The sequence below is a fragment of the Ruegeria pomeroyi DSS-3 genome (assembly GCF_000011965.2).
GTDB classification, from domain to species: domain Bacteria; phylum Pseudomonadota; class Alphaproteobacteria; order Rhodobacterales; family Rhodobacteraceae; genus Ruegeria_B; species Ruegeria_B pomeroyi.
This window is the reverse complement of the sequence record NC_003911.12, coordinates 1-19,336: the sequence shown is the minus strand read 5'-3', so window position 1 is coordinate 19,336 and position 19,336 is coordinate 1. Positions and strand designations below refer to the sequence as shown.

General features: G+C 62.4%; 19 protein-coding genes. 9 read left to right on the top strand and 10 right to left on the bottom strand.

Annotated elements, in window-relative coordinates; all coding sequences use genetic code 11:
- Positions 1-56: 56 nt before the first annotated feature.
- Positions 57-887, bottom strand: a complete 831-nt coding sequence (locus SPO_RS00095; protein WP_011045791.1) for a hypothetical protein — start codon at positions 885-887, stop codon at positions 57-59.
- Between the two features lie 91 nt (positions 888-978).
- Here SPO_RS00095 and SPO_RS00090 point away from each other — a divergent pair, with 91 nt between their 5' ends.
- From SPO_RS00090 to SPO_RS00080, 3 genes are all read left to right on the top strand, one after another.
- Complete coding sequence (locus SPO_RS00090) at positions 979-2,208, top strand: argininosuccinate synthase (protein ID WP_011045790.1); 1,230 nt, start codon at positions 979-981, stop codon at positions 2,206-2,208.
- 38 nt (positions 2,209-2,246) lie between these two features.
- Complete coding sequence (locus SPO_RS00085) at positions 2,247-2,648, top strand: DUF1810 domain-containing protein (RefSeq protein WP_051420411.1); 402 nt, start codon at positions 2,247-2,249, stop codon at positions 2,646-2,648.
- A 75-nt stretch (positions 2,649-2,723) separates the two neighbouring features.
- Positions 2,724-3,005: an SCP2 sterol-binding domain-containing protein gene (locus tag SPO_RS00080; RefSeq protein ID WP_011045788.1), complete on the top strand. Its 282-nt coding sequence runs from the start codon at positions 2,724-2,726 to the stop codon at positions 3,003-3,005.
- A 67-nt stretch (positions 3,006-3,072) separates the two neighbouring features.
- On the opposite strand, the gene SPO_RS00075 is transcribed toward SPO_RS00080, so the two are convergent.
- On the bottom strand, positions 3,073-3,786 hold the full coding sequence (locus SPO_RS00075; protein ID WP_044027714.1) for a hypothetical protein: 714 nt from the start codon (positions 3,784-3,786) through the stop codon (positions 3,073-3,075).
- Between the two features lie 162 nt (positions 3,787-3,948).
- Here SPO_RS00075 and msrA point away from each other — a divergent pair, with 162 nt between their 5' ends.
- Positions 3,949-4,611: a peptide-methionine (S)-S-oxide reductase MsrA gene (gene msrA, locus SPO_RS00070; protein ID WP_011045786.1), complete on the top strand. Its 663-nt coding sequence runs from the start codon at positions 3,949-3,951 to the stop codon at positions 4,609-4,611.
- On the opposite strand, the gene SPO_RS00065 is transcribed toward msrA, so the two are convergent.
- Positions 4,608-5,480 carry a ribokinase gene (locus SPO_RS00065; RefSeq protein WP_011045785.1) on the bottom strand — a complete coding sequence of 291 codons (873 nt, stop codon included), beginning with the start codon at positions 5,478-5,480 and terminating at the stop codon, positions 4,608-4,610. The two genes, msrA and SPO_RS00065, sit on opposite strands and share 4 nt — an antisense overlap.
- A 3-nt stretch (positions 5,481-5,483) precedes the next feature.
- Complete coding sequence (locus SPO_RS00060) at positions 5,484-7,739, bottom strand: NADP-dependent malic enzyme (RefSeq protein WP_011045784.1); 2,256 nt, start codon at positions 7,737-7,739, stop codon at positions 5,484-5,486.
- A 160-nt stretch (positions 7,740-7,899) separates the two neighbouring features.
- Here SPO_RS00060 and mutS point away from each other — a divergent pair, with 160 nt between their 5' ends.
- Positions 7,900-10,515 (top strand): DNA mismatch repair protein MutS, encoded by a 2,616-nt coding sequence (gene mutS, locus SPO_RS00055; RefSeq protein WP_044027713.1) that lies wholly within the window; start codon positions 7,900-7,902, stop codon positions 10,513-10,515.
- 53 nt (positions 10,516-10,568) lie between these two features.
- Here the strand turns inward: mutS and SPO_RS00050 are convergent, their stop codons facing one another.
- Positions 10,569-11,132: a nucleotide exchange factor GrpE gene (locus tag SPO_RS00050; RefSeq protein ID WP_011045782.1), complete on the bottom strand. Its 564-nt coding sequence runs from the start codon at positions 11,130-11,132 to the stop codon at positions 10,569-10,571.
- Positions 11,133-11,142: 10 nt separating this feature from the next.
- Positions 11,143-12,207 carry a heat-inducible transcriptional repressor HrcA gene (gene hrcA, locus SPO_RS00045; protein ID WP_011045781.1) on the bottom strand — a complete coding sequence of 355 codons (1,065 nt, stop codon included), beginning with the start codon at positions 12,205-12,207 and terminating at the stop codon, positions 11,143-11,145.
- A gap of 122 nt (positions 12,208-12,329) precedes the next feature.
- On the opposite strand from hrcA, the gene rph reads away from it, so the two are divergent.
- Genes rph through SPO_RS00025 form a run of 4 tightly spaced genes read left to right on the top strand, consistent with a single transcriptional unit; the run spans position 12,330 to position 15,158 of the window.
- The gene (gene rph / locus SPO_RS00040) at positions 12,330-13,043 is read left to right on the top strand and encodes a ribonuclease PH (RefSeq protein ID WP_011045780.1); all 714 of its coding nucleotides are present in this window, start codon (positions 12,330-12,332) and stop codon (positions 13,041-13,043) included.
- The gene (rdgB, locus tag SPO_RS00035) at positions 13,040-13,654 is read left to right on the top strand and encodes an RdgB/HAM1 family non-canonical purine NTP pyrophosphatase (RefSeq protein WP_011045779.1); all 615 of its coding nucleotides are present in this window, start codon (positions 13,040-13,042) and stop codon (positions 13,652-13,654) included. The genes rph and rdgB overlap by 4 nt, the downstream gene beginning before the upstream one ends.
- Positions 13,644-14,801 (top strand): radical SAM family heme chaperone HemW, encoded by a 1,158-nt coding sequence (gene hemW, locus SPO_RS00030; RefSeq protein WP_011045778.1) that lies wholly within the window; start codon positions 13,644-13,646, stop codon positions 14,799-14,801. The genes rdgB and hemW overlap by 11 nt, the downstream gene beginning before the upstream one ends.
- Positions 14,802-14,804: 3 nt before the next feature.
- Positions 14,805-15,158: a YbaN family protein gene (locus tag SPO_RS00025; protein ID WP_011045777.1), complete on the top strand. Its 354-nt coding sequence runs from the start codon at positions 14,805-14,807 to the stop codon at positions 15,156-15,158.
- On the opposite strand, the gene SPO_RS00020 is transcribed toward SPO_RS00025, so the two are convergent.
- The 4 genes from SPO_RS00020 to mnmG are packed head-to-tail and all read right to left on the bottom strand — an operon-like array spanning position 15,148 to position 19,336.
- Positions 15,148-16,038 carry a ParB/RepB/Spo0J family partition protein gene (locus tag SPO_RS00020; RefSeq protein ID WP_011045776.1) on the bottom strand — a complete coding sequence of 297 codons (891 nt, stop codon included), beginning with the start codon at positions 16,036-16,038 and terminating at the stop codon, positions 15,148-15,150. The genes SPO_RS00025 and SPO_RS00020 overlap by 11 nt on opposite strands.
- Before the next feature lie 22 nt (positions 16,039-16,060).
- Entirely contained in the window at positions 16,061-16,864 is an 804-nt protein-coding gene (locus SPO_RS00015) for a ParA family protein (protein WP_011045775.1), read from the bottom strand.
- A complete protein-coding gene (gene rsmG / locus SPO_RS22355; protein ID WP_011045774.1) occupies positions 16,857-17,471 on the bottom strand; it encodes a 16S rRNA (guanine(527)-N(7))-methyltransferase RsmG in 615 nt (204 codons plus the stop codon). Before rsmG ends, SPO_RS00015 begins: the two co-directional genes overlap by 8 nt.
- Positions 17,468-19,336 carry a tRNA uridine-5-carboxymethylaminomethyl(34) synthesis enzyme MnmG gene (gene mnmG / locus SPO_RS00005; protein WP_011045773.1) on the bottom strand — a complete coding sequence of 623 codons (1,869 nt, stop codon included), beginning with the start codon at positions 19,334-19,336 and terminating at the stop codon, positions 17,468-17,470. Before mnmG ends, rsmG begins: the two co-directional genes overlap by 4 nt.

The window sequence follows — 19,336 nt, the reverse complement described above, 5'->3', positions numbered from 1 at the left end:
CCACCTGACTGCCGCAACCCCGCGCCCGAGACAAGGAATACATTGGTGTACGCGCGTCAGCCAAGCGGGCGCTTCTCCACAAAGACCCCGTAGAGAGTGGTCAGAACACTCGCCCAGAGCAGCGGTTGCAACAACAGCGTCAGGAAAAGCGCGGCGACCGGCCCAACGGTAGAGGTTCCGCCTACGAAAGACAGCACGGTCGAAAGCCCATGTTGCATGGCAGACCCCGATACCGCGACAATCAGCATGGTCCAGTAGTGATCGCGTGTCAGCGTCAGCGCGTCACCGAAACTCAGCGGTTGGCCGATGGCAGAGGCAGGCAGGACAAGTAGTGCCCTTTGCGACAAGGGCGACAGAAGCAGCAATACCGCTAACGTGAGCGCAACCGCCATGCCACGCAGCCCCAACGCAGCAGCAAGAACGACCGTCGCATAGACAACAGGAAACGCGACAGCCGCAAAGATCAACACGATCCCCACCGACAGGGCGAAATAGGCGAGGGTTCGCCCCGGACGCAAGGGCGGCACCCAGCCGTCCTGCGCTTCTTCCAGCAGAATGAACCGATGCCAAGTTATCACGATCCAGAGGCTGGCTACAGCTTGAGGCACAAGGACCAACAGCGAGGAAAGCGTATGCTGGCGGGTCATCTCGGTCTTGTCGAGATCGTTGAGCCCTGCCCCGAAAAATTGTTCAAACGCAGGGCCGCTTTGCATGACCCAGGCTATTGTCATCATCGCCACGCTGCCAAGGATCGCGGGCACAAGGGCCAGCCGCAGAGCGTGTCGCCAATTGCGCAGAACCATCCGGATCGAATACAGGAAAATCCGCCAACCTAACATTTTGAAACACCCCTCAACCATAACTTGTGTGGCACTCTGTTGTTTCATCTCGTTTCCCCGCCTCTGTCAACCACCACAACTTGCCCCCAACCGCAAAACCCGCTAGGCCCCACACGTCATGCGTTTAAGGGGAAATCCGATGTCCGCGCCCAAGAAAGTTGTCCTGGCCTATTCCGGTGGCCTCGATACCTCGATCATCCTGAAATGGTTGCAGACCGAATATGGCTGCGAGGTTGTCACCTTTACCGCCGATCTCGGCCAGGGAGAGGAGCTGGAACCCGCCCGCAAAAAGGCCGAGCTGCTGGGCATCAAGCCCGAGAACATCCATATCGAGGATGTCCGCGAAGAGTTCGTGCGCGACTTTGTCTTTCCGATGTTCCGCGCCAATGCGGTGTACGAGGGGCTGTATTTGCTGGGCACTTCGATCGCGCGGCCGCTGATCTCGAAACGTCTGGTCGAGATCGCCGCCGAACACGGCGCTGACGCGGTGGCCCATGGCGCCACCGGCAAGGGCAACGACCAGGTGCGGTTCGAGCTTTCCGCCTATGCGCTGAACCCCGAGATCAGGGTGATCGCGCCCTGGCGCCTGTGGGATCTGACCAGCCGCACCCGTCTGCTGGAATTCGCCGAAGCGCATCAGATTCCGATTTCGAAGGACAAGCGCGGCGAGGCGCCGTTCTCGGTCGACGCGAACCTGCTGCACACCTCGTCCGAGGGCAAGGTGCTGGAGGATCCGGGCGTCGAGGCGCCCGATTACGTCGCCCAACGCATCGTCGCGGTCGAAGACGCCCCCGACACGCCCGAGTTCATCGAAGTTACCTTTGAAAAGGGTGACGCGGTGGCGATCAACGGCGAGGCGATGTCGCCCGCAACCATCCTGACCCGTCTGAACGAGTTGGGTGGCAAGCACGGTATCGGCCTCTTGGATTTCGTCGAAAACCGCTTTGTCGGGATGAAATCGCGCGGCGTCTACGAGACCCCCGGCGGGACCATCCTGCTCGAGGCACATCGCGGCATCGAACAGATCACGCTGGACAGCGGCGCGGGCCACCTGAAGGATTCGATCATGCCCCGCTATGCCGAGCTGATCTATAACGGCTTCTGGTTCAGCCCCGAGCGCGAGATGCTGCAGGCCCTGATCGACAAGAGCCAGGAGCACGTCACCGGCACCGTCCGGCTGAAACTCTACAAGGGTTCGGCGCGCACCGTCGCCCGCTGGTCGGATCACTCGCTCTATTCCGAGGCCCACGTGACCTTCGAAGAGGACGCCGGCGCCTATGACCAGCAGGATGCCAAGGGCTTCATCCAGCTGAACGCGCTGCGGCTGAAACTGCTTGCGACCCGCAACCGTCGCGTTGCTGGCAAGTGATCGGCGAAGACGAGTTTGACGATGATGACGAACTGGAGATGTTCGTCGAGGCGCAGGACACCGTCTGGCCGGATGTCCTGCGCGAACTAACTTTGGGGCAAAAGACGAGCCACTGGATGTGGTTCGTCTTTCCGCAGCTGGCCGAACTCGGCCAGTCGCATATGGCGCAGCTTTACGGGATCGGGGATCTGGACGAGGCGGCCGCCTATCTGGCCCATCCCGCATTGCGCGCCCGACTGATCGAGGTCAGCCGCCTGATGTTGACCCATGCCGGTAAACGGCCCGACGATATCCTTGGCAGCATCGACGCCAAGAAGCTGCGTTCTTCCATGACGCTGTTCGCCGCGGTGCCGGATGCGCCGGGTGAATTCCGCGCGGTTCTGGAGGCGTTCTATGACGGATCGCCCTGCCCCCTGACCCTGCGCGCGCTGGGCGGCTGACCCTGCCGCTTGGTCAGGCTTGCCAAGCGCGGGCCGGTTTCTTACCGCTTTTCCCAACAACATGAGAGGCGCAACATGCTTCAGGATATCGCCGACAAGATGCAGACCGAACTGGCGGGCAAAAGCTTTGACGGGTCGCTGAAATTCGACTGTGGCGACGATGGTGTGATCGTTCTGGCTGACAACACCGCCAGCACCCAGGACCGCGACACCGACTGCACCATCCGCCTGAGCCAGGACAATCTGGTCAAGCTGCTGACCGGCAAGCTGAACCCGATGACCGGCGTGATGATGGGCAAGCTCAAGATCAGCGGCAACATGGGTGTGGCGATGAAGCTGGGGCAATTGCTGGGCTAGGGCGCGCTCAATCAGCCCTGACGGGCCTCTTCGCGAAGACGCCCATGCGGGCGGATGAGCGCGCCGGTCAAATCTTGACGGCGCGCATGCGCTCATAAAATGGCATCGCGGCTTGCAAGACCGGCTGCAACGCCTCTGGAACCTCGGGCAAATCGCCTTCGGGCCCTGCGAATCCGGTCGAGTTCCAGACCGCCCCGTACCAGTGCCGCGCCCAGACTCCATCATCCTTGTGGCCGCCCTTGGGCCAACTCAGCATATGCGGCGACCACGGGACGCCAATCCGGTCGCAGAGCCGTTCCAGCATCCGCGCCGGATCTTCGCGGATATCGTGGCTGTCGATGACCAATGGGTCGCCGCCCCAGCCAGACACCTCGTCAAAAAGTTCCGCCTGCTGACGAAAACCGATATCTTCCAGCGTCGGGTTCTCGCGCTTTTCGGCATAGCTGGCGATCACCCGCGCCGGATGGCGGATCAGGAACACGTTGCAGACCGACCGCATCCAGTCGCGCGGGATGCCGGGGATCATGTGCTGCGTCATGTGCTTCTGATACCAGAACGGCCGCGCCCCGGGATTGGGCCCGCTTAGCATTGCCGCCACCTGACCTGGGTCTTGCGACTGGGCGGCCAGAACCTCTTCGCGCATCGGATGATGCAGTCCGGTCATCGCCAGATAGGCGGCATAGAACGGCTCGTCGATCACCGCGCAATCGGTCCGGGCGCCAAAGGCGTACATCATCGCCGTCGACAGATTGCGCGGCCCCGACCACATGGCGATTTTCATGTTCTGCTCTCCGATTGCCGGTTTTGGCCGCACGCTAACGCCCTGCCCGGCCGGTTCCAAGTGATAAACACCGCTTCAACAGCGCGTGACATTTGATGTCGGTGGCTTGCCCGGGCCAGTGACACAAGGCAGCCTGATCGCACCCGGAAAAGGAGGAGCAGCATGTTCCCGATCCAGACACTCAAACCCATTGCCCTGATCGCCGCCATGGCCCTGGCCACCATCCTGCAAGGGGGCAAGGCAGAGGCCGCAGAGACCCAGACCCTGACCGTTGCGGGTGGCTGTTTCTGGTGTGTCGAGGCCGATTTCGAGAAAGTGCCCGGCGTGCTGGGCGCGGTGTCCGGTTATACTGGCGGGACACTCGACAACCCGACCTACAAGCAGGTCACGCGCGGCGGCACCGGGCATTTTGAGGCGGTGCAGATCCTGTTCGACCCGGATCAGGTTTCACGCGAACGCCTGCTGCATATGTTTTTCCGCTCGGTCGACCCAACCGATGCAGGCGGCCAGTTCTGTGATCGCGGTGACAGCTATCGCACCGCGATATTCGTCTCTAACAAGGTGGAAAGTGCGTTGGCATCTCAGGCCAAAGCCAACGCAGAAGCGGAACTGGGCCAAACTGTCGTGACCCCGATCCTGACGGCGGGCCGGTTTTATCCGGCCGAGGCCTATCATCAGGACTATGCCAAGGGAGAAAAGCTGGTGCTGACCCGGTTCGGCCCGAAACGGCAGCAAGAGGCCTACAAGCTCTATCGCAAATCCTGTGGCCGCGATGCGCGGGTGAAACAGCTTTGGGGGGATGCGGCGCCCTTTGCGGGCAGCTAGAACCGCGCCGCCAGCACCTCTTTCAGGTCGGGGATCACATCGGCCGTGCCGTGGCGCATCACCATCAATGCGGCAGCGCGCATCGCTTGAGTGATTGCCTGCGGCATCGGCAAGCCGCGATCCATCCCGGACAGCACATAGCCGGTAAAGGTATCGCCCGCCCCGGTGGTATCGACCGCCTTGACCCGATAGGCCGGATACTCGGTCGAAATCCCCTTGTCAGTGTCGAAATGGCGCGCGCCTTTCGACCCCAGCGTGACAATCACATGCGAGACCGGCAACTGATCCGGTGTCAGCCCGGTCGCCTCTTGCAGCTGTTCGGCCTCGACCGCGTTCAGGATCAGGAAATCGAGCCAGGGCAGAACATCGCGCACCGCCTGCGCGTCAAAGGGGGCGGCGGCATAACACACGGTCAGACCGCGTTCGCGACCCAGCCGCGCCGCTTCGACCTGGGCGCTGGTTTCATTCTGCATCACCAGAAGATCACCGGGCGCGGCATCCAAAAGCACACTGCCGACCCGTTCGGGTGAAATGGCCCGGTTGGCACCGGGCAACAGAACGATCAGGTTCTCGCCCCCCGGCTCGACCGCGATGATCGCATGGCCGGTGGGTGCCTCAAGCGTCGCGATATGGCGCGTATCGACGCCATATTCGGTCAGCCGGTCGATAGCCCAGCGCCCCTCCGGCCCCACCGCGCCGATATGGCGCACCTGCGATCCGGCGCGGGCGGCGGCCACCGACATATTGGCGCCCTTGCCGCCCAGAAACCGCTCCAACCCCGAGGCGGCCAGGGTTTCGCCCGGCCCGGGCAGATGCGGCACGGCATAGACCATGTCCGCATTGATCGAACCGAGGTTCCAGATCGCCATGGCCTAGCCGATCTCGGCCGAGGCCAGCACCGCCATGTTCAGGATGTCATTGGCGGTGGAGACGGTCGAACAGATCTGGATCGGCTTGTCGACACCGGTCAGGATCGGGCCGATCACCGTGGCACCCGCCATCTCCTGCATCAGCTTGGTCGAGATCGACGCCGAATGCCGCGCGGGCACGATCAGGATGTTCGCGGGGCCGGTGAGGCGCGAGAAGGGATAGGCCTCTTTCGAGCGCGGGTTCAGCGCCACATCGACAGTCATCTCGCCTTCGAACTCGAAACTCACGCCGCGCGCTTCCAGTACCTTGGGCGCCTTCGTCAGCTTTTCGGTCCGCTCCGAGATCGGATAACCAAAGGTCGAGAAGCTGACAAAGGCCACGCGCGGCTCCAGACCCATATGGCGGGCCACGTCAGCGGCGCGTTCGGCGATGGTGGCCAGATCGTGTTCGTCGGGCCATTCATGCACCAGCGTGTCGCCGATCAGCACGATCTTGCCCTTGTGCAACAATGCGGTGATCCCCGCCGCCCCATGCGCCGCATCGGCGTCGAACACATGGCTGATCTGGTGCAGCACATGCGCCGATTTCCGGGTCGCGCCGGTCACCAGCCCGTCGCCGTGGCCATGCGCCAGCATCAGGGCCGAGAACACATGCCGGTCGCGCGCGGCCAGCCGGTGTACGTCCTTGTTATCGAAGCCCTTGCGTTGCAGGCGCGAGTACAGGAACTCCTTATAGGTCTCCAGATGCGTGGTGTTGGCGGCGTTCACCACCTCAAGCTCGCGCACCGCGTCGCCCAGGCCGGCGGCTTCAAGCTTGGCCTTCACGTCGTCATGACGACCCACCACCAGCGCCTTGCCATAGCCCGAGCGCTGATAGGTGACCGCCGCGCGCAGCACGCGGGGATCGTCGCCCTCGGCAAAGATCATCCGGCTTTGCGCCTTGCGCGCGCGGGCGTTGATGCCGCGCAGGATGCTGGCGGTCGGGTCCATCCGCGATTTCAGGCCCAGCTCATAGGCATCCATGTCGATGATCGGCCGCCGCGCGGCGCCGGTATCCATGCCCGCGCGCGCGACGGCGGGCGGAATGCGGTGGATCAGGCGCGGGTCGAACGGGGTCGGGATGATGTAGTCGCGTCCAAAAGCCAGGCTCTTGCCATAGGCCATCGCAACCTCGTCGGGCACATCCTCGCGGGCCAGCGCCGCCAGCGCATGGGCGCAGGCGATCTTCATCTCGTCGTTGATGGCGCGGGCGTGAATATCCAGCGCGCCGCGGAACAGATAGGGAAAGCCCAACACGTTGTTGACCTGGTTGGGATAGTCGCTGCGCCCGGTGGCAACGATGGCATCGGGACGCACCTCATGCGCCTCTTCGGGTGTGATTTCCGGATCGGGGTTCGCCATGGCAAAGATGACCGGATTGTCGGCCATGCTCTGCACCATTTCCTGCGTCACCGCACCCTTGACGCTGACGCCCAGGAACACGTCGGCCCCTTTCATCGCCTCTTCAAGGCTGCGCAGCTCGGTCTTGATGGCATGGGCCGATTTCCACTGGTTCATGCCCTCGGTGCGACCCTGAAAGATCACACCCTTGGTATCGCAGACAATGCAGTTTTCATGCCGCGCGCCCATGGTTTTCAGCAGTTCGATACAGGCGATGCCCGCCGCGCCGGCGCCGTTCAGCACGATCTTCACATCTTCGATCTTCTTGCCCGAGATGTGCAGCGCGTTGATCAGCCCCGCCGCACAGATCACCGCCGTGCCGTGCTGGTCGTCGTGAAAGACGGGGATATCCATCTCTTCCTTCAGACGCTGCTCGATGATGAAACACTCGGGCGCCTTGATGTCTTCCAGGTTGATGCCGCCGAATGTCGGCCCCATCAGCCGCACCGCGCGGCAGAACTCGTCCGGGTCCTCGGTATCCAGCTCGATGTCGATCGAGTTCACATCGGCAAAGCGTTTGAACAGCACCGCCTTGCCCTCCATCACCGGCTTGCCGCCCAGCGCACCCAGATTGCCCAGACCCAGAACCGCCGTCCCGTTCGAGATCACCGCAACCAGGTTGCCCTTGTTGGTATAGTCATAGGCCAGCCCCGGATCGGCCGCGATCGCCTCGCACGGTACTGCCACGCCGGGGGAATAGGCCAGCGACAGATCGCGCTGCGTGGTCATCGGAACGGTGGCCTGCACCTCCCACTTGCCGGGGGTCGGTTCCAGGTGAAAGGCCAGCGCCTCTTCGTTGGTGATCTTCGCTTTGGGCATGGGATGGGTCGTTTCTCTGCTATGCGGGCTTTCAGCCTCATAGCGCAGGCAATCGCGCGCCTCAACGACAATGCGTTTTCGCCTTTCGCCGCAGGGGCCGGATTTGTAAGGTCGCGCGCACCAGCCGCCGGAGAATAATGCCTTGACCACCGTCACGCCCATGATGGCACAATATCTGGAAATCAAAGAGGCTTATGCCGATGCCCTGCTGTTCTATCGCATGGGCGATTTCTACGAGATGTTCTTTGACGACGCGGTCGCCGCGGCCGAGGCGCTGGATATCGCGCTGACCAAGCGCGGCAAGCACGAGGGCGAGGATATTCCGATGTGCGGCGTCCCGGTCCACGCCGCCGAGGGCTATCTGCTGACCCTGATCCGTAAGGGATTCCGGGTAGCGGTCTGCGAACAGATGGAAAGCCCGGCCGAGGCCAAGAAGCGTGGATCGAAATCGGTGGTCCGGCGCGATGTGGTGCGGCTGGTCACCCCGGGCACCCTGACCGAGGACGCGCTGCTTGAGGCGCGTCGCCACAATTTTCTGGTGGCTTATGCCGAGGTGCGCAGTGGCGCGGCGCTGGCCTGGGCCGATATCTCGACCGGTGATTTCCACGTGATGCCGGTGACCCGCCCGCGCCTCAGCCCGGAACTGGCGCGGCTGGCCCCGTCCGAGCTGCTGGTGGTCGATGAACCGGTGTTCCAGCAGCTGCGCCCGCTGGCTGACGATCACCGCATTCCGCTGACCCCACTGGGCAAGGCCAGTTTCGACAGCATGGCCGCCGAAAAGCGCCTGTGCGAGCTGTACAAGGTTGGCTCGCTGGAGGGGTTCGGTACGTTCGCGCGCGCCGAACTGTCGGCCATGGGTGCGCTGATCGACTATTTGGACATCACGCAAAAGGGCAAACTGCCGCTGCTGCAACCCCCGGTGCAAGAGGCTGAGGATCGGGTGATGCAGATCGACGCCGCCACGCGACGCAATCTGGAGCTGACCCGTTCCCTGTCAGGCGAGCGCGGCGGCTCGCTCTTGTCGGTGATCGACCGCACGGTCACGCCGGGGGGCGCCCGCCTGCTGGAACAGCGCCTTGGCAGCCCGTCGCGCAACCTGGATGTAATCCACGCCCGGCTTTCGGCGCTGGATTTCTGCATCGACCATTCGACCCTGGCCGCCGACCTACGTGCGGCCCTGCGCAAGACGCCCGATCTGGACCGTGCCCTTTCGCGGCTGGCGCTGGACCGGGGCGGGCCGCGCGACCTTGCCGCGATCCGCAACGGGCTGGGTCAGGCCGAGGCGATTGCGGCCCTCTGCGACGGGCTGGAACTGCCCGGCTTGATCGCGGGTGCCTGCGCCGATCTGAACGGGTTCGACGAGTTGCTTGGCCTGCTCGACACCGCGTTGGTGGCCGAACCGCCGCTACTAGCCCGTGATGGCGGCTTTATCGCGCCAGGCTATGACAGCGATTTGGACGAGGCGCGCGAGCTGCGCGACAAGGGCCGTGGCGTCATCGCCGGGATGCAGCAGAAATATGCCGAACATACCGGCATCGCCTCGCTGAAGATCAAGCACAACAACGTGCTGGGCTACTTCATCGAAACCACCGCGACCCACGCGGCCAAGATGCTGAACCCGCCCCTGAGCGAGACCTATATCCACCGCCAGACCACAGCCAATCAGGTGCGCTTTACTACGGTCGAACTGAGCGAGTTGGAAACCCGTATCCTGAACGCCGGTAATCACGCGCTCGAGATCGAAAAGCGGCTCTATTCAAGCCTTTCCGGGGCAGTTCTGGAGCAGGCCGCCCGCCTTAATATCGCCGCACGCGGCCTGGCCGAACTGGATCTGGCCACCGCGCTGGCCGATCTGGCGCGCGCCGAAAACTGGTGCAGGCCCAGCGTCGATCCCTCGCGCGCCTTTGCCATCGAAGGCGGCCGCCACCCGGTGGTGGAACACGCGCTGCGCCGTCAGGGGGGGGATCCTTTTGTGGCCAATGACTGCGATCTCAGCGCCGACAAGGGCGCCGCGATCCGCCTGCTGACCGGCCCCAACATGGCTGGTAAATCGACCTATCTGCGGCAGAACGCGCTGATCACCCTGCTGGCCCAGATCGGCAGTTACGTGCCCGCCGACAGCGCCCATATCGGGGTGGTCAGCCAGTTGTTCAGCCGCGTCGGCGCCTCGGACGATCTGGCGCGCGGCCGCTCGACCTTCATGGTCGAGATGGTGGAAACCGCCGCCATCCTGAACCAGGCCGACGACCATGCGCTGGTCATCCTGGACGAGATCGGGCGCGGCACCGCCACCTATGACGGGCTTTCCATCGCCTGGGCCACGCTGGAACATCTTCACGCGACCAATCGCTGCCGCGCTCTGTTCGCCACCCATTACCATGAATTGACCGCGCTCGCCGCGACCCTCGACGGGGTCGAGAACCTGACCGTCGCGGTCAAAGAGTGGGAGGGCGAGGTGATATTCCTGCACGAGGTGCGCAAAGGCGCCGCCGACCGCTCTTATGGTGTGCAGGTCGCCCAGCTTGCGGGCCTGCCGCCTTCGGTTGTCGCGCGTGCCCGGGTGGTTCTGGACCAGCTGGAGAAATCCGAACGCGAGGGCGGCAAGCAAAAGGCGCTGATCGACGATCTGCCGCTGTTCTCGGCCGCGCCGCCACTGCCACCACCCGCGCCCAAAACCTCACCCGCCGATGCGATGCTCAAGGAGATCCACCCCGACGAGCTGACCCCCCGCCAGGCGCTGGAGATGCTTTATAAACTGAAAGAGGCGGCCCGCTGACCGCCCCTTCATTTTGCTGAAAATACTCCTGCCGGAGGCTTGGCGCAGCCAAATCAGCCCGCGGGCATCGACGATACGCCGACCTGCGCCGGGCGCAGCAGACGGTCGTGCAGCATGAAGCCTTCGGCCGAAACCTGGATGATATCGCCCGCCTTGGTGCCGGGCACCGGCGCCTCGAACATCGCTTCGTGCATCTGCGGGTCGAACCGGTCGCCCACCTGCGGCGACAGCACCTGGATGCCATGCTTGCCGAACACATCCAGCAGCGCCCGCATCGTCAGTTCGATGCCCTCGATCAGCGCCCCCGATACCGCGCGCTGTTCGTCGGTCACGGTTTCCAGCGCGCGTTTCATGTTGTCATAGACCGGCAGCATGTCGCGGGCCAGTTTCGAACCGCCATATTGCTCGGCCTCGCGCCGGGCGCGTTCGCCCCGCTTGCGCACGTTCTCGGCATCTGCCAGCGCGCGCATGAATTTGTCCTTGAACGCATCCCGCTCGGCCCGCAGCGTATCCAGCTCTGCCGCCTCGTCGCTGATCTCGGCCATCTCCTCGGCCAGTTCCTCGGCCTCGGCGGTTGCGATATCGTCCAGAAACTCTTCGTTGTTCGGCTTTGCCATCTTTCTACCTCTAACTCCGGTCGGAAATCAGACGCCCGACCAGCTGTGCCGTGTAATCCACGATCGGAACGATGCGACCATAGTTCAGGCGCGTCGGGCCGATCACCCCCACCGCACCGATAACCTTTCGATCCGCGTTCATATATGGAGACACCACCAAAGAGGAACCCGAAAGTGAGAAAAGTTTGTTCTCGGAGCCGATAAAAATGCGCACACCTTCGCCGTCTTCGGTCAGTTGCAGAAACTCGGCGATGTCGCGCTTGCGCTCAAGATCGTCGAACAGCACCCGGATCCGCTCCAGCTCTTGTTCCTGGCCGGTTCCCTCCAGCAGATTCGCCCGCCCGCGCACGATCAGCCGGGCGGCCTCTTCGCCCTCGCGGTCCCAGACCGCCAGACCGCTTTCGACCATCTGACGGGCCAGCTGGTCGATTTCCTGCTGGCGGGCGCCGATCTCGGTCTGCATCAGGCGGCGCACCTCGCTGAGGGTCTTGCCCTCGATCAGCGCGTTCAGGAAATTGGCCGCCTCGCGCATCGAACTGGGGGTCTGCCCCGGGGGCGGCGCAAACAGGCGGTTTTCCACATGGCCATCCGAAAAGACCAGCACCACCAACGCCCGATCCTGCGCCAGCGAGACAAACTCGATATGGCGGATTTCGGCCTCGTGCTTGGGCGTCAGCACCAACGAGGCCCCCTGTGTCACCCGGCTGAGCGTGGCGCTGATCCGGTCCAGCGTCCCGCCCACGTCGCCCGCGTTTGTGCCCAGTGTCGCGTCCAGCTTGGCCCGATCATCCAGGCTCAGATCCGCCACCTCGAGCAGCCCGTCGACAAACATCCTCAGCCCCATCTGCGTCGGGATACGCCCGGCGCTGATATGGGGGCTGTCGAGCAGGCCCAGGAACTCCAGATCCTGCATTACGTTGCGCACGGTTGCGGCGCTGACCTTCTCGCTGAGTGTACGCGTCAGGGTGCGGCTGCCGACCGGTTCGCCGCTGTCCAGATAGGATTCAACGATCAGGCGAAACACCTCGCGCGAGCGGTCGTTCAAATCGTCCAGTATTTTGCGCGCATCGCTCATCGAAACCCCTGGGTACCCCCTGGCTGAGTGGCCATTAAATCCCCTGCCCCGAAAAGGTCAATCGGGCTTGCATCCACGCCCTTGCGGGCGGTATCCCCACCGCAACAGACAAAGGATGACCCATGCGACCCTCTGGACGAGATCTAAGCGAAATGCGCCCGGTTTCAATCGAAACCGGTTTCACCAAACATGCCGAAGGCTCGTGCCTGATCAAGATGGGCGACACGCATGTCCTGTGCACCGCCACCATCGAGGACCGCGTGCCCCCCTTTATCAAGGGCTCGGGCCTGGGCTGGGTCACCGCCGAATACGGCATGCTGCCGCGTGCCACCAACACCCGCATGCGGCGCGAGGCCGCCAGCGGCAAGCAAGGCGGCCGTACCGTTGAAATCCAGCGCCTGATCGGCCGCGCCCTGCGCGCCGGCGTTGACCGGGTGGCCCTGGGAGAACGCCAGATCACCGTCGACTGTGATGTGATCCAGGCCGATGGCGGCACCCGCTGCGCCTCGATCACCGGTGGTTGGGTGGCCCTGCGTCTGGCGGTGAACAAGCTGATGAAGGCTGGCGACGTGATTTCCGATCCGCTGGTCGATCCGGTCGCCGCCGTGTCCTGCGGCATCTATGCCGGGCAACCGGTGCTGGACCTAGATTACCCCGAGGACAGCGAGGCAGGCGTTGACGGCAATTTCATCATGACCGGTTCGGGCAAGCTGATCGAGGTGCAGATGAGCGCCGAGGGCTCTGTCTTCAACCGCGCGCAGCTGGATCAGCTGCTAGGCCTCGCCGAAAAGGGCGTAGGCGAACTGGTTGCCGCGCAAATGGCCGCCACCGCATGACACGGGCGTTCGACGGCGACACACTGCTGATCGCGACCCACAACAAGGGCAAGCTGGAAGAGATGGCACATCTCCTCCAGCCCTTTGGGGTCAAGGTTGTTGGCGCCGCCGAAATGAACCTGCCCGAACCGGAAGAGACCGAAGACACCTTTGTCGGCAATGCCCGGATCAAGGCGCACGCCGCGGCCCGGGCCACCGGCCTGCCCGCCCTGTCCGATGACAGCGGCATCACCATCGACGCGCTGGATGGCGCGCCGGGCGTCTATACCGCCGACTGGGCCGAGACCGGCAATGGGCGCGATTTCCTGATGGCGATGACCCGCGCCCATGACGCGCTGGAAGCCAAAAGCGCCCCGCATCCCCGGCTGGCGCAATTCCGCTGCACGCTGGTTCTGGCCTGGCCCGATGGCCATGACGAGGTGTTCGAAGGCGTCGCCCCCGGCCATCTGGTCTGGCCCATTCGTGGCGCCGCAGGCTTCGGTTATGATCCGATGTTCGTGCCCGAAGGGTATGACGTGACCTTTGCGGAAATGGATCGCTGGGAAAAGAACAAGATCAGCCACCGCGCACGGGCGGTGGAGAAATTCGTGAAGGGCTGTTTTGGCGGATGACTGGCAGCATGGGGGCTTTGGCCTCTACGTGCATTGGCCCTTTTGCCAGGCCAAGTGTCCCTATTGCGACTTCAACAGCCATGTTGCCCGTGAAATCGACCAGAAAGCCTGGGTTAGAGCCTATGTTTCCGAACTTGAACGCTGTGCCGCTGAGCTGCCGGGCCGGGTTCTGAACACCATCTTTTTTGGCGGCGGTACCCCGTCGCTGATGATGCCGGAAACGGTCGCGGCAGTGATCGAAACCGTCCGCCGTCTCTGGCCCACCTCCAACGACATGGAAATCACGCTCGAGGCCAATCCCGGCTCGGTTGAGGCCGGGCGCTTTGCCGCCTATCGCGATGGCGGGGTCAACCGGATCTCGATGGGGGTGCAGGCGCTGAACGACCGGGACCTGCACCGGCTGGGCCGCATCCACAGCGTGGCCGAGGCGCGGGCAGCTTTCGACATTGCGCGGCGCTGTTTTGAGCGGGTCAGTTTCGACCTGATCTATGCCCGGCAGGACCAGACACCCGAAGCGTGGCGTGCCGAGTTGAACGAGGCGCTGGCCATGGCGGTCGATCACCTGTCGCTCTACCAGTTGACGATCGAGGACGGCACCGCCTTTGGCGACCGCTATGCCCGCGGCAAGCTGCGCGGCCTACCCGCCGATGACGACGCCGCCGACATGTACCTGATCACGCAAGAGGTCTGCGCCACGCATGGCCTGCCCGCCTACGAGGTCTCGAACCACGCCCGCCCCGGTTCGGAATCGCGCCACAACCTGATCTATTGGCGCTATGGCGATTATGTCGGCATCGGCCCCGGCGCACATGGTCGCATCACCGTGGATGGCCAGCGTTTCGCCACCGAAAGCCCGCTGAACCCTGGCGCCTGGCTGGGCGCAGTGGCAAAGGGAAGTGGTGAGTTGAGCCGAGTAGCCCTCTCGCTACAAGATCAAGCCGACGAATACCTGATGATGGGGCTTCGTATTGCCGAAGGACTAGATATCCACCGATACGAGGCGCTTTCGCCGCAGCCCCTAAACCGGAACCGCCTTGCCCATTTGACCGAACTGGGCATGATCGAGATCGAAGGTACGCGGCTGAAGGCCACCGCCCAGGGGCGTGCGGTGCTGAACGCGGTCATTCTGGACCTGATGTCGGAGTAGAGGATGCAGTTTATCTGGGCAGCTCTTGGACTGGTCTGCGTTGCCCTCGCCCTGATTGGCGTTGCGCTGCCGCTGCTGCCGACCGTACCGTTCCTGCTGCTCGCCGCCTTTTTCTTTGCCCGGTCATCAGAGCGCCTGCACACATGGCTGGTGACCCATCGCCTGTTTGGCCCGATGATTCTGGATTGGCAGCAATCGGGTGCCATTCGGCCCGGCGCAAAAAAGGCGGCAACCTTGTCGATTGCCGCCGTGTTTGGCCTGTCACTCGTTTTCGCAGTCCCCTCGCACGTCCTGCTGATTCAGGCCGTGGTGCTAAGCGGGGTTCTGATCTTTATCTGGACCCGCCCTAACGGCTGAGTTTTGCACAAAGATCATCAAGCTGATCGAGGTTCTCATAGGTCAGCACCACCTGCCCGGTTTCCGTTCCCGGCTTGTGATTGATCGCTACCTTCATCGCCAGAATGGCCGACAGATCCTTTTCCAGCGCCCGGGTATCGGCGTCTTTGTCCGCAGTGATGGATTTCGGACGCGCCGTCGCGGTCGGCTTGTCCCCTTCGGCCTGCTTCTTGACCAGCGCTTCGGTCGCGCGCACCGACAGCCCGTCCCGCACGACGATCTTGGCCAGTTCTGACGGGTTGTCGCTGGTGATGAGGGCGCGCGCATGGCCCGCGGACAATTTCCCCTCGACAACAAGTGTCTGAACGTCGTCAGGCAACGACAGAAGTCGCAGCAAGTTTGCGATATGGCTTCGGCTTTTGCCCAGAGCTTCGGCCAGCTTTTCCTGGGTGTGGCCAAACTTGTCCATCAGCTGGCGATAGCCCGCCGCCTCTTCCACCGCGTTCAGATCAGCGCGCTGAATGTTCTCGATGATCGCGATTTCCAGGACTTCGGTATCGTCGAGCTCGCGGACCAAAACAGGCACCTGATGCAGTTGCGCCAGCTGCGCCGCGCGCCAGCGACGTTCTCCCGCAACGATCTCGTACATATCGCCATCAACGGGACGCACGATCAAGGGCTGCAGAACCCCCTTTTCCTTGATCGAAGCGGCAAGCTCTTGCAACGCGTCCTCGGTAAAGGTGCGGCGAGGCTGGTTGGGGTTGGCACGCAGTTTCTCGATCGGAACGGTGCGGTCCGGACGACGCGCTGCCTCGCTAGCGGCGGCCTCGGCCGGCTGCGTCACATCGGCCATCAACGCGGACAATCCGCGTCCCAATCCCCGGGGCTTGTTCGAAACCATGTGTCGCTCCTCTCTACCGCGGTCAGGCGGCGATCTTGTTATGTTTCTTCATCAGTTCCGCGGCCAGGTCACGATAGGCCATCGCACCCAGAGAGTTCGGATCGTAGTTGAGCACCGGCATGGCAAAAGACGGTGCCTCGCTGACCCGCACATTGCGGGGGATCTTGGTTTCGAATACCAGATCACCCAGATTGTCGCGCGCGTCCTTCTCGACCTGCTGCGACAGGTTGTTGCGTCGGTCATACATGGTCAATACAATCCCCTCGATCCGCAGATTGGGGTTTGCTGCCTGTCGCACCTCGCGGATGGTCAGCATCAGCTGGGACAGGCCTTCGAGCGCAAAGAACTCGCTTTGCAACGGCACAAGAACTGAATGCGCGGCAACCATGGCGTTGACCGTCAACAGGTTCAGCGAGGGCGGGCAGTCGATCAGGATATAGTCCCAAGAATAGGCATCCATCGCCGTCTGCCGCAGGGCGTCATGCAGCAGGAAACTGCGCTTTTCATTCGAAATCAGCTCGATATCCGCCGAACTCAGATCGACCGTGGCCGGCACGATCGACAGGCCGTCGATGCTGGTTTTCTGGATCACCGAATTCAACGGCGCGTCATCAACCAACAGTTCATAGGTCGTCAATTCTCGTTCATCCACACCCAACCCGGTCGAGGCATTCCCTTGCGGGTCAAGATCCACAACCAGCACACGCTGGCCGGATTCCACCAATGCTGCGGCGAGGTTGATGGCAGTTGTGGTCTTTCCCACGCCGCCCTTCTGGTTGGCGACCGCAATGATCCGGGGTCCGGCAGGACGGGAAAGATCAGACACGCGTGACTCCTGTTATCTTCAAAAGAACGGCCTGGGGCTCGGTTAAACTAGTAACCGCGTCGTAGGAGAAATTCCATTGCTTCGCGGCGTCTTGCAGCTCTTTTTTCCATGCGGCCCCCTTGGGGAACAGCGCGGTTCCGCCGATCTTGAGGTGCCGTTCAGCAAAGCCCAGCAAACCGGTCAGATCGGTCAAGGCCCGAGCGGAAAGGATGTCCGCGTCCAGCGGATCAAGATGCTCGATACGCTCGGATATCACCTGACATGCGATGCCGCATTCGCGCGCAGCGCTACGCAGGAACGCCGATTTTCGCTGATCGCTTTCAACGCAGATAAACTGGGTTTCGGGTTTCTCTTCGGCAGCCAGAATAGCGCAGATCAAACCTGGAAACCCGCCACCACTGCCGAGATCGACCCAAAGATCACCTTTCGGGGCGTTGCGAAACACCTGAATGGAATCGATTATGTGACGAGTCCACAGATCTTCCAGGCTACGCTTGGATACCAGGTTGATCCGGGGATTCCACTTGTGCACCAAATCAGCAAAGATTTTCAGCCGCTCGAATGTTTCACGTGAAACATTGAGCGTGTTCGCATCGGGAACCATCATGCGCTTCGTGCTCGGTCGCCACGGCGAAGGCGGGCCAGGATGAGCGCAAGCGCCGCTGGCGTCATCCCCTCAACACGCCCGGCCTGCGCGATATTTTCCGGTCGCGCGGATGTGAGTTTTTGCTTCAACTCATTTGACAACCCATCGAGGGCAGAAAAGTTGAAGTCGATCGGAATGACCAGCGCCTCATCCCGTTTCATCGCCTCAACATCCCGTTCCTGCCGCGCGATGTAATTGGCATAAAGCGCATCACGCTCTACCTGCGCGCGGGTTTCGGCGTCGGTGTCTGCAAGTTCCGGGATTAGTGGCACAAGGTCGTCAAACCTGACGTCCGGAAAGGCGAGGACAGCGAAGCCGTTTCTCCGATTGCCGTCCTGACTGATGGTGATACCAGCTGTGGCAATCTCTTTGGGGCTAAAGCTGCTCTGATCGAGCAGCGCCGAGGCTGTCGCCAGTTTCTCTGCCTTACGCGCAAAGACGTCGCGCCGTTCGTCACCGACACAACCCAATTCCAATCCCAAGGGCGTCAGCCGCTGATCCGCGTTATCCGCACGCAAGGACAGGCGGAATTCGGCCCGCGAGGTGAACATGCGATAGGGCTCTGCCACACCGCGTGTGGTCAGATCGTCGATCATCACACCGATATAGCTGTTGGCACGACTGAAGGGGACCGGTTCGTGACCCAAAATCGCGGTGGCTGCGTTCAACCCGGCAACCATTCCCTGCGCCGCAGCCTCTTCATACCCGGTTGTTCCATTGATCTGACCGGCTAGGTACAAGCCCGGAACATTCGGCAGAGACAGTTGCGACGTGAGCGCGCGGGGATCAACATAGTCGTATTCGATCGCGTAACCGGGCTGCAAGATCTCAACCTGTTCCAGCCCCCGGATCGAACGGACATAGTCCTCTTGCACGTCGACCGGCAACGAGGTCGAGATACCGTTCGGATAGACAGTGTGATCTTCCAGCCCCTCGGGCTCAAGAAAGATCTGATGCGAATCCTTGTCAGCGAAACGCACGATTTTGTCCTCGATCGAGGGGCAGTAACGAGGGCCGACGCCTTCGATATGTCCGCCATACATCGCGGAACGGGACAGGTTTTTGCGAATGATCTCATGCGTCTGGGCGTTGGTATGCGTGATACCGCAGGCGATCTGACGCGCATAGGCCCCTTTTGACAGGAACGAGAACAGCACCGGATCGTCATCCCCGTCCTGACGCTCGAGGATAGACCAGTCTATGGTGCGTCCGTCCAGTCGCGGCGGCGTTCCGGTCTTTAGTCGCCCCATCGGTAACGCAAATCCATCCAGCCTTTCGGCAAGCGGAACTGAAGGTCGGTCACCCATCCGCCCACCGGGGCGCGAAACATCGCCAATATGAATGATCCCGCGCAGGAACGTGCCCGAGGTCAAGATCACGGCTTGCGATGCAATCTCGGACCCATCGGCCAGAACGACGCCGGCAACGCGATCACCTTGCATTCGAAAATCAGTAACCTCGCCCTCGACGATGGTCAGTCCGGGGCGATTGCGCATTTCTTCCTGCATCGCCAGGCGATAGAGCTTGCGATCGGCCTGAGCGCGCGGCCCCTGGACCGCAGGACCCTTGCGCCGATTGAGCAGACGAAATTGAATCCCGGCCTTGTCGGCCACCCGCCCCATGACCCCGTCAAGTGCGTCGATCTCGCGAACCAGATGCCCCTTACCCAAACCGCCAATAGCCGGGTTACAGGACATCACGCCAATGTCGCGTTCGGACAGGGAAACCAAGGCAGTACGCATTCCCATGCGTGCCGCAGCATGTGCAGCCTCGGCGCCGGCATGTCCGGCCCCGATCACGACAATATCGAAATCCGAATGTTTCAC

Excerpts from the sequence above, each read along its gene's own strand:
- SPO_RS00095 (WP_011045791.1), bottom strand. The coding sequence starts at position 887 with ATGAAACAACAGAGTGCCACACAAGTTATGGTTGAGGGGTGTTTCAAA.
- SPO_RS00090 (WP_011045790.1), top strand. The coding sequence starts at position 979 with ATGTCCGCGCCCAAGAAAGTTGTCCTGGCCTATTCCGGTGGCCTCGAT.
- SPO_RS00085 (WP_051420411.1), top strand. The coding sequence starts at position 2,247 with ATGTTCGTCGAGGCGCAGGACACCGTCTGGCCGGATGTCCTGCGCGAA.
- SPO_RS00080 (WP_011045788.1), top strand. The coding sequence starts at position 2,724 with ATGCTTCAGGATATCGCCGACAAGATGCAGACCGAACTGGCGGGCAAA.
- SPO_RS00075 (WP_044027714.1), bottom strand. The coding sequence starts at position 3,786 with ATGAAAATCGCCATGTGGTCGGGGCCGCGCAATCTGTCGACGGCGATG.
- msrA (WP_011045786.1), top strand. The coding sequence starts at position 3,949 with ATGTTCCCGATCCAGACACTCAAACCCATTGCCCTGATCGCCGCCATG.
- SPO_RS00065 (WP_011045785.1), bottom strand. The coding sequence starts at position 5,480 with ATGGCGATCTGGAACCTCGGTTCGATCAATGCGGACATGGTCTATGCC.
- SPO_RS00060 (WP_011045784.1), bottom strand. The coding sequence starts at position 7,739 with ATGCCCAAAGCGAAGATCACCAACGAAGAGGCGCTGGCCTTTCACCTG.
- mutS (WP_044027713.1), top strand. The coding sequence starts at position 7,900 with ATGATGGCACAATATCTGGAAATCAAAGAGGCTTATGCCGATGCCCTG.
- SPO_RS00050 (WP_011045782.1), bottom strand. The coding sequence starts at position 11,132 with ATGGCAAAGCCGAACAACGAAGAGTTTCTGGACGATATCGCAACCGCC.
- hrcA (WP_011045781.1), bottom strand. The coding sequence starts at position 12,207 with ATGAGCGATGCGCGCAAAATACTGGACGATTTGAACGACCGCTCGCGC.
- rph (WP_011045780.1), top strand. The coding sequence starts at position 12,330 with ATGCGACCCTCTGGACGAGATCTAAGCGAAATGCGCCCGGTTTCAATC.
- rdgB (WP_011045779.1), top strand. The coding sequence starts at position 13,040 with ATGACACGGGCGTTCGACGGCGACACACTGCTGATCGCGACCCACAAC.
- SPO_RS00025 (WP_011045777.1), top strand. The coding sequence starts at position 14,805 with ATGCAGTTTATCTGGGCAGCTCTTGGACTGGTCTGCGTTGCCCTCGCC.
- SPO_RS00020 (WP_011045776.1), bottom strand. The coding sequence starts at position 16,038 with ATGGTTTCGAACAAGCCCCGGGGATTGGGACGCGGATTGTCCGCGTTG.
- rsmG (WP_011045774.1), bottom strand. The coding sequence starts at position 17,471 with ATGATGGTTCCCGATGCGAACACGCTCAATGTTTCACGTGAAACATTC.